7 protein-coding genes are annotated in these 8,630 nt (G+C 69.7%); 5 read left to right on the forward strand and 2 right to left on the reverse strand.

Features of this window, described 5'->3' with window-relative positions; translation table 11 throughout:
* Positions 1 to 333 (forward strand): aldehyde dehydrogenase family protein (locus tag PLC66_RS21325; protein WP_324544206.1); only part of this gene is annotated, 333 nt, incomplete at its 5' end.
* A 136-nt stretch (positions 334 to 469) separates the two neighbouring features.
* Here the strand turns inward: PLC66_RS21325 and PLC66_RS21330 are convergent.
* Positions 470 to 1,975 carry an FAD-dependent oxidoreductase gene (locus PLC66_RS21330; RefSeq protein ID WP_324544207.1) on the reverse strand — a complete coding sequence of 502 codons (1,506 nt, stop codon included), beginning with the start codon at positions 1,973 to 1,975 and terminating at the stop codon, positions 470 to 472.
* Between the two features lie 187 nt (positions 1,976 to 2,162).
* Here PLC66_RS21330 and PLC66_RS21335 point away from each other — a divergent pair, with 187 nt between their 5' ends.
* The 4 genes from PLC66_RS21335 to PLC66_RS21350 are packed head-to-tail and all read left to right on the forward strand — an operon-like array spanning position 2,163 to position 7,558.
* Positions 2,163 to 3,872: an FAD-dependent oxidoreductase gene (locus PLC66_RS21335; RefSeq protein WP_324544208.1), complete on the forward strand. Its 1,710-nt coding sequence runs from the start codon at positions 2,163 to 2,165 to the stop codon at positions 3,870 to 3,872.
* Between the two features lie 23 nt (positions 3,873 to 3,895).
* Positions 3,896 to 4,657 (forward strand): glucose 1-dehydrogenase, encoded by a 762-nt coding sequence (locus PLC66_RS21340; RefSeq protein WP_324544209.1) that lies wholly within the window; start codon positions 3,896 to 3,898, stop codon positions 4,655 to 4,657.
* Between the two features lie 26 nt (positions 4,658 to 4,683).
* Positions 4,684 to 6,273: a FadD3 family acyl-CoA ligase gene (locus PLC66_RS21345; protein WP_324544210.1), complete on the forward strand. Its 1,590-nt coding sequence runs from the start codon at positions 4,684 to 4,686 to the stop codon at positions 6,271 to 6,273.
* Positions 6,274 to 6,331: 58 nt separating this feature from the next.
* Positions 6,332 to 7,558: an NADH:flavin oxidoreductase gene (locus PLC66_RS21350; protein WP_324544211.1), complete on the forward strand. Its 1,227-nt coding sequence runs from the start codon at positions 6,332 to 6,334 to the stop codon at positions 7,556 to 7,558.
* An 89-nt stretch (positions 7,559 to 7,647) separates the two neighbouring features.
* On the opposite strand, the gene PLC66_RS21355 is transcribed toward PLC66_RS21350, so the two are convergent.
* Positions 7,648 to 8,439 (reverse strand): SDR family NAD(P)-dependent oxidoreductase, encoded by a 792-nt coding sequence (locus PLC66_RS21355; RefSeq protein ID WP_324544212.1) that lies wholly within the window; start codon positions 8,437 to 8,439, stop codon positions 7,648 to 7,650.
* Positions 8,440 to 8,630: the final 191 nt, after the last annotated feature.

Consider the following 8,630-nt stretch of genomic DNA (forward strand, 5'->3'; position numbering starts at 1 on the left):
GTGATCGCCGACATCAATTCCCGTCCGCGCCCGCTCGCGCTGTACTACTTCGGCGAGGACGAAGCCGAGCAGCAGCGCGTGCTCGAGCACACGCTGTCGGGCGGGGTCACGATCAACGAGGCGATGTTCCACGCCGCGATGGAGGATGCGCCCTTCGGTGGCGTGGGCGATTCCGGCATGGGGCACTACCACGGCCGCGAGGGTTTCCTCGAGCTCAGCCACACCCGCACGGTGTTCAAGGCGCCGGCCCACGACCCGCGTCGCGAGTGGGGTCTGCTGCCGCCGTACTCCGAGCACTTCCTGGCGATGATGGAGGCGCAGGTCACGCCCTGAGCCTCGCACGCGGGCGGGGCGCCGCCTTTCTGGGCGGCGCGGCCCGCCGCGCGCGCCCGCTTTGATGAAAAACGCCGCGCCACCCCGAGGGGTGAGCGCGGCGTTCTCTCTTGCGGCGCCCGGTCGCGAGCCGCCTTCAGCGCCGGGCGGCGGCCCGCCCGGCCTCGCGGCCGAAGAAGGTGGAATCGCCGAGCGACATGCCCGAGCTGTAGCCCTCGCCCCAGCGCGGCAGGCCGCAGGCCGTGCGGCCGGCGGCGTAGAGGCCGGCGATCGGCTGGCCGTCGGCGTCGAGCACCTCGCCGCTGGGCCGCGTGTGCAGGCCGCCCATGGTGAAGGCGTGCGCCTTGAGCTCGCCGATGCAGTAGCTCAGCGCAGCGAAGGGCGCCTCGGTGAGCGGACGCAGCCAGTTCGCCGCCTTGTGGAACAGCGGGTCCTCGCCCTCTGCGGCATGGCGGTTGAACTCGGTGACGGTATGCACCAGGCTGCCCGCAGGCAGGCCGAGCTCCTGCTCCACCTCTTCCCAGGTCTCGCCCACCGCGGCCACCTCGATGTCGGGCTCGATCACCGGACGGCCGAAGATCGTGTTATCGACCAGCAGCCAGGCCTTGCCCTCGGGCTGGCGCAGCACGTAGTGGCCGACGCGCCCGTGGTAAGCGTCCTCGTTGATGAAGCGTTCGCCGCGCGCATTGACGAAGATGCCCTTGACCAGCGACTCGGGCGGGAAGAAGGGGATGGTGGCGAAGAACTGGTCCATGTGTATCGTGGCGCCGCCCACGCTCATGCCCATGCGGATGCCCGAGCCGTCGTCGTTGCCGCCGGAGACGACCTCGGTGCAGGCGAGCGCCCCGGGTGCGAAGCGCGCCACCATGTCGCGATTGACGATGAAGCCGCCAGCGCACAGCAGCACGCCCTTGCGTGCGCGCACGAACTTCTCTTCGCCCTCGATGCGCACGATCACGCCGACCACGCCCTGGGCGTGGTCCACGATCAGGCTCAGTGCGCGCGCGTTGCAGTGCACGATCGCGCCCACGGCTTCGGCGCGCGCGCACAGCTTCTCCATCAGCACCTTGCCGCCGCCCCAGCCCTTGAACTGGGCGGTATGGCCGCGCGGCGCCGGCTTCGCCCGGGCGCTGAAGGGCCACGCCGCCTCGCTGCCCGACCACAGCAGGGTGTCGTCGGTGGTGGGCTCGATCCACTTGCCGGGCAGGTAGGTGCCCTTGAAGGGCACGCCCTGGGCCTCCAGCCAGTCGAAGTGGGCCGCGGCCTGCTCCGCATAGACGCGCACGCGTTCCGCATCGGCGCCGGGGCCACCGGCCATCATCAGGTAGTTGTAAAGGTCCTCGGTGCTGTCCTCGAAGCCGTGTTCGCGCTGCACCCGCGTACCGCCGCTGCCGCCGACATAGACCTCGCCGCCCGACCACGAGGCGCTGCCGCCCGGCGCGGCCGCCACCTCGAAGACATGAACCTCGGCGCCGGCCGCGCGCGCCTCGATCGCCGCGCAGCTGCCTGCGGCGCCGAAGCCGATCACGGCGACGTCGGTCTCGATGTCCCAGCGCGGCACGTCCTCGACGCGGCAGGCGCGGGCCGGGGAGTGGCGAGGGGAGGCCTGCGGGGAGGAGGGTGTAGGTGTCGTTGTGCTCATGCCAGTTTCCTTGTCCCGTTTCTGTGTGCGCACGATGATCGAAGGAGTGCTCGCCGGCGGCATCCTCCGATTGAACGATACCGCTCCGCTGCGGTGCGGATCGTGGGTTCATAGTCCGCATTGACGATGAAACGCCTCGGCGCCGCCGCCAATATCGTCCGCATTCCAACAAGATCAGGGGTGGAGCGTGAGCGAGCAAGATCAGTCACAGATGAGCTGGGACGTCATCGTCGTCGGCTCCGGTGCGGGCGCGATGACCTCGGCGGTGGTCGCTGCCGACCGTGGTCTGTCGGTGCTGGTGATCGAGAAGAGCGACAAGTTCGGCGGCACGTCGGCGATCTCGGGCGGTGGCATCTGGATCCCCAACAACCACTACTTCAAGGCCAAGGGCGGCCAGGACAGCTACGAGAACGCGCTGCAGTACATCCTGGCGGCCGGCGGCGGCAGGGCCGACGAGGCCAAGGTGCGCGCCTATCTCGACCATGCGCCCAAGATGATCAAGTACCTCGAGGACAAGTCCCGGGTGCGCTACGACGTAGCCGAGAAGTACCCCGACTACTACCAGCACCTGCCGGGCGCATTGCCCGGCGGACGCTCGCTCGATCCCGAGCTGTTCGACACCAGCGCGCTCGGTGACGAACTGCAGAATCTGCGTCGCCCCTCGCCCTCGACGCTGCTGATGGGGCGCATTTCCTGGACCGCGCGCGACGCCCACGTCGCCATGGCGCGCGAGCGCGGCTGGCGCTTCAAGATCCTTGGCCTGATGCTGCGCTACAAGCTCGACTTCAAGTGGCGCAAGAAGAGCAAGTACGACCGCCGCGCCGGCCTCGGCAGCTCGCTGGTGTGCGCGCTGCGCGCCTCGCTGCTCGACCGCAAGGTGCCGCTGTGGCTGAAGACGGACTTCCGCGACCTGGTGCTCGACGGCGACCGCGTGATCGGCGTGCGCGTGATGCGCGAAGGGCGCGCGCTGACGCTGAGGGCCCGCCGCGGTGTGATCCTGGGGGCCGGCGGCTTCGAGCAGAACCAGGCGCTACGCGAGAAGTACCTCCCTCAGCCCACCAAGCGCGAGTGGAGCGCCACGCCGCCGGGCAACAACACCGGCGCCGCGCTCGAGGCCGGCATGGCCGCGGGGGCCGCCACCGATCTGCTCGAATGGGCGTGGTGGGCGCCGACCATCGCCGTGGTCGGCGAGGAGAAGCCGCGCGGCGTGTTCGCCGAGCGCGCCTTCCCGGGCGCGATCGTGGTCAATGCGCTCGGCAAGCGTTTCTGCAACGAGGCACAGGGCTATCTCGAGTTCGGCGACGCCATGTACAAGGACCGCGACGCCACCGGCGGCAAGAACGTTCCGGCGTGGTGCATCTTCGATGCCCACTTCCGCTTCAACTACGCGATGGGTCCGCTGATGCCCGCGCAGATCATGCCCGACAGCCGCCTGCGCAAGGAGTGGCTGGGCAGCGTGTACTGGAAGGCCGACACCCTCGACGAGCTGGCGCGCCAGATCGGCGTCGATGCCGCCGGCCTCAAGGACACCGTGGCCAAGATGAACGACTACGCCCGCAGCGGCAAGGACGCCGATTTCGGCCGCGGCGACAACGTGTTCGATCGCTACTACGGCGACGTCAACGTCAAGCCCAATCCCTGCATCGCGCCGATCCAGAAAGGGCCGTTCTACGCCATGCGCATGGACGCGGGCGACATCGGCACCAAGGGCGGGCTGCTCACCGACGCCCAGGCGCGCGTGGTACGCCCGGACGGCTCGCCGATCGACGGCCTGTACGCCATCGGCAACACCTCGGCCTCGGTGATGGGCACGGCCTATCCCGGCGCCGGCGCCACCATCGGGCCGGCGATGACCTTCGGCTACATCGCCGCCCACCACATCGCAGGCAACGCGTGACGAATCGACAGGAGACAGTTCACATGGCAGGACGGATCGAAGGCAAGGTGGCGCTCGTCACCGGGGGCGCGAGCGGCGTCGGGCGCGCGACGGTGGAGCTTTTCGTCAGCGAGGGCGCCCGGGTCGTGTTCACCGACCTCAACGCGGACGCCGGCGAGTCGCTGGCGGCGAGCCTGGGCGGCCAGGCGACGTTCATCCGCCAGGACGCCGCCTCGCCGGCCGACTGGGACGCCGTGATGGCGACGATCCGCGAGCGCTTCGGCCGGCTCGACATCCTGGTGAACAACGCCGGCATCCTGATCAAGGGGTCGATCGAGGACGCCTCGCTGGACGACTGGCAGCGCCTGATGCGGGTCAATGCCGACAGCGTCTTCCTCGGCTGCAAGGCCGGCGTGGCGCTGATGAAGGAGTGCGGCGGCGGCTCGATCATCAACATGTCCTCGATCGCCGGTATCGCCGCCAAGGAAGACTACGCCGCCTACGGCGCCTCCAAGGCCGCCATCTCCGGGCTCACGCGCGCGGTGGCCGCGCATTGCCGCAAGGCCAAGTACCGCATCCGCTGCAACTCCATCCATCCCGACGGCGTCATGACGCCGATGACGGCCGGCTCCTACCCGAAGGGCGTCGACCCGGCACGCTTCACCATCGACGCCGACCCGATGAACCGCGCCTGCCTGCCAGAGGACGTCGCCGCGGCGATCCTGTTCCTCGCCGACGACACCTCGCGCGCGGTCAACGGCATCGAGCTGCGCGTCGACAGCGGCCAGTTCGTCATGAGCATCTGAGCCGCCGCAACAACACCGGAATCATCATGACCGCACATTTCGTACCGCCGCTCGCCCGCACCCTGCCGGCGCTCGTGCTCGAGGCCGCAAAGCGCCACGGCGAGCGCATCTTCATCGAGGACGGCGACACCCGCATCGACTATGCCAGCCTGCCGGCGCGCGTGTTCGCCGTCAGCCGCGCGCTGATCGCCCATGGCATCGAGCCGGGCGACCGGGTCGCGATCTGGGCGCCCAACCGCGCCGAATGGATCCTGGCCGCGCTCGGCATCCATTGCGCGGGCGCTGCGATGGTGCCGATCAACACCCGCATGAAGGGCGCCGAGGCGGCCGACATCATCGAGCGCAGCCGGGCTCGCGTGCTTTTCGTGGTCGACCGCTTCCTCGACATCGACTACCCGGCGATGCTCGCCGGCTGCCGTCCGGCCACGCTGGAGAAGGTGGTGGCGATCGGCGAGGCCGGCGCCCATGCCGACACCGACTGGGTGCGCTTCCTCGCCGACGGCGAGGGCGTGAGCGAGGGCCAGGCGCGCGTGCGGGCGCAGGCGGTGCAGCCCGACGACATGTCGGACCTGATGTTCACCTCCGGCACCACCGGCCGCCCCAAGGGCGTCGTCAGCGCCCACCGCCAGATCATCCAGGCCTTCATCGAGTACGTGAAGATCGCCGGCATCCAGGCCGGCGACCGCTACCTGATCGTCAATCCCTTCTTCCACACCTTCGGCTACAAGGCCGGCTGGGTCACCTGCCTGATCGCCGGCGCCACCGTGCTGCCGCATCCGGTGTTCGACGCCGAAGCGGTGTTCCGCCGCATCGAGGCCGACCGCATCAGCGTGCTGCCTGGACCGCCCACGCTCTACCTGTCGATGCTCGCCCACCCGAAGCTGGCGCAGACCGACCTCTCCAGCCTGCGCGTGGCCGTCACCGGCGCCTCGACCATCCCGCCGGTGCTGATCGAGCGCATGCGCGCCGAGCTCGGCTTCAAGGTCGTGCTCACCGCCTACGGCCTCACCGAATGCGGCGGGCTCGCCACGATCTGCGCGGCTGACGACGACGCCGAAACCGTGGCGCTGACCAGCGGCCATGCCATTCCGGGTACCGAAGTGCGCATCGTCGATGCCGACAATCGTCCCTTGGCCGCGGGCGAGGCCGGAGAGATCTGCCTGCGTGGCTTCCACGTCATGCAGGGTTACTTCGAGGACGCCAAGGCCACCGCCGAGACCATCGACGCCGAAGGCTGGCTGCACACCGGCGACGTCGGCACGCTGGATGAGCGCGGCTACCTGCGCATCACCGACCGCCTCAAGGACATGTTCATCGTCGGCGGCTTCAACTGCTACCCGGCCGAGATCGAAGCCGCGCTGACCACCCATCCGGCGATCGCCCAGGTGGCGGTGATCGGCGTGCCCGACGAGCGCATGGGCGAGGTCGGCTGCGCCTGCGTGGTGCTGCGGCCCGGCCAGGCGCTGGACGAGCGCGCGCTCATCACCTGGTCGCGTGAGCGCATGGCCAACTACAAGGTGCCGCGCTTCGTGCGCTTCTTCGCCTCGCTGCCGGTCAATGCGTCGAACAAGGTGGCCAAGAACGAGCTGCGGGCGCTGGTGCGTGTTCCTGCGTGAGCACGCCGCGGCGTCGCCACCCCATGTCGAATCCAGCGTCGAATCCACCGAGGTCCGCATGAGCCAAGCATCCGATCTGTTCGCCCCGTTCAAGCTGTGGCCCGTGACCCTGCGCAACCGCTTCATCCGTGCCGGCGCCAACGAGGGCATGGTGCTCGATGGCGCGCCCACCAAGGCCCTGGTCAAGCACCACCGCGACATGGCCGCAGGCGGGGTGGGGCTCACCACGGTGGCCTACGGCGCGGTGGCCAAGGTCGGCCGCACGCTGCCCAACCAGGTGTGGATGCGTCCCGAGATCCTCCCCGACCTCAAGGCCCTGGCCGATGCCGTGCATGCGGAAGGCGGCGCGATCTCGTACCAGCTCACCCACGGCGGCTCCTTCGTCACCTCGGTGAAGGTCGACGGGCCGACGATGAGCGCCTCGGGCGGCCTCAACAAGGCCGGCCTGATGCGCGGCAACGTCTTCCAGCGCGCGATGACCCGTGCCGACATGGACATGGTCGCCCAGCAGTTCGTCGACGCCGCCGAGCTGTGCCGCCAGGCCGGCTTCGACGCGGTCGAGATCCATATGGGCCACGGCTACCTGCTCAACCAGTTCATCTCGCCGCTCTCCAACAAGCGCAAGGACGAGTACGGCGGCAGCGCCCGGAACCGCGCGCGCTTCCCGGCCGAGGTGCTGCGCCGGGTGAAGGAGAAGGTCGGTGGGCAGATGGCGGTGCTGGCGAAGATCAACGTCGCCGATGGCGTGCCGGGCGGCGCCACCGCCGACGACGCCATCGTCACCGCACGCCTGCTGCAGGAGGCCGGCGCGGACCTGCTGGTGCTCTCGGGCGGGCGCAACATCGAGTCGGGCTGGTTCATGTTCGGCAGCAACTTCGACATGGACGAGATGAAGAAGGTGCTCAAGGGTAGCTGGCTCACCGGCCTGATGATGAAGCTGTCGCAGCTCGGCACGCCCAGGGTGCAGTTCCGCGAGATGTATTTCCTCGAGTATTCGCGCCGCATCCGTGCGGCGGTCGACATTCCGCTCGGCTACCTTGGCGGTGCGCGCTCGCTCGCCAACGCCGAGCAGGCGATGGCCGAGGGCTTCGACGCGGTGGTGATGGCGCGGCCGCTGATCCACGATCCGCAACTGGTGAACAAGTTCCGGCGCGGCGAGGTGCGCACCTCGGGCTGCATCAACTGCAACCGCTGCGTGCCCTACATCTACCACCCGGCCGGCACCCTGTGCGTGCTGAACCCGCCGAACGAAGTGGCCTTGAACCAGGTGCGCGCCTCCGGCTGAGCGCGGTCTCAGCGTGGGCGCGCGCCCACGTCCTGCGCTGTTCCGGGCGCCCGCCACCCGATCTGGGCCGCGGGCGCCGTCCGTCTACGTCAGGCAGTGATGCCGCCGCCGTTCAGCGGCACGATCTGGCCGGTGACCCACTCGGCCTCGCGCGAGGCCAGGTAGGCCACGCCGGCGCCGACGTCGGCGGGCGATCCTGCGCGCGGGATGATGCAGTTCTTGCGCGCCAGCTCCTCGGAGCCTTCCCAGTTGTTCATCGTGCCCAGCGAGAGCGCGTTCACGTTCACGCCCTTGCGCCCGACCTCGGCGGCGAGCTGGCGCACGAAGCCGACCACGCCCGCCTTCGAGGCGGCGTAGGCGGCGATGCCCATCGGCACCGCGGCGCGCCAGGACTCGGAGGTGATCGCCACGATGCGGCCCCACTTCTTCTCGATCATGCCGGGCAGCACGGCGTGGCAGCCGTTCATCAGCCCGTACATGTTGAGCTTGACGAAACGTTCCCAGTCCTCGGGCTTGGACTCGAGGAACTTGCCGTAGCCCATGCCGCTCGTCGGTACGCCGGCGTTGGAGACGTAGACGTCGACGATGCCGGCCTGCTCGCGCACGGCGGCCACCATCTTCTGCACCGCCTCGTAGTCGGTCACGTCGGCAGGCGCGGCCAGGGCCTTGAGCCCGGCCGCGCGCAGCTCGGCGGCGGCGGCCTGGGCGCGCTCGGGGAAGAAGTCGTTGATCGCAACCGTGGCGCCCTGGCGGGCAAGGGTCCCGGCCACGCCGCGGCCCATGCCGCGGCCGGCGCCGGTGACGATGGCGACGCAACCGTCGAGGCGGAAGAGCGGCGCGGTGGGGGCGGGGGAGGCTTGGGTCAGGGGCGAGTCGGACATTGGGTCGGTGTTCCTGTCAGGTGGGGGAAACGGGGGTGGGCGGAGTGGGGCGGACGAAGTCGGGCGGACGCAGCCGGTGCCGGGCGGCATCGGCGTGCGCCTCACGGGCTTCAGCGCCCCTCGAACGTCGGCGGCCGCTTCTCGATGAAGGCCTGCATGCCTTCCTTCTGGTCGCGCGAGGCGAACAGCAG

It is taken from the genome of Thauera sp., assembly GCF_035444905.1.
Taxonomy (GTDB): domain Bacteria; phylum Pseudomonadota; class Gammaproteobacteria; order Burkholderiales; family Rhodocyclaceae; genus Thauera.

What these genes read in the sequence shown, in the direction of transcription:
- PLC66_RS21355 (WP_324544212.1), bottom strand. Translation starts at nt 8,439, where the DNA reads ATGTCCGACTCGCCCCTGACCCAAGCCTCCCCCGCCCCCACCGCGCCG.
- PLC66_RS21345 (WP_324544210.1), top strand. Translation starts at nt 4,684, where the DNA reads ATGACCGCACATTTCGTACCGCCGCTCGCCCGCACCCTGCCGGCGCTC.
- PLC66_RS21340 (WP_324544209.1), top strand. Translation starts at nt 3,896, where the DNA reads ATGGCAGGACGGATCGAAGGCAAGGTGGCGCTCGTCACCGGGGGCGCG.
- PLC66_RS21330 (WP_324544207.1), bottom strand. Translation starts at nt 1,975, where the DNA reads ATGAGCACAACGACACCTACACCCTCCTCCCCGCAGGCCTCCCCTCGC.
- PLC66_RS21350 (WP_324544211.1), top strand. Translation starts at nt 6,332, where the DNA reads ATGAGCCAAGCATCCGATCTGTTCGCCCCGTTCAAGCTGTGGCCCGTG.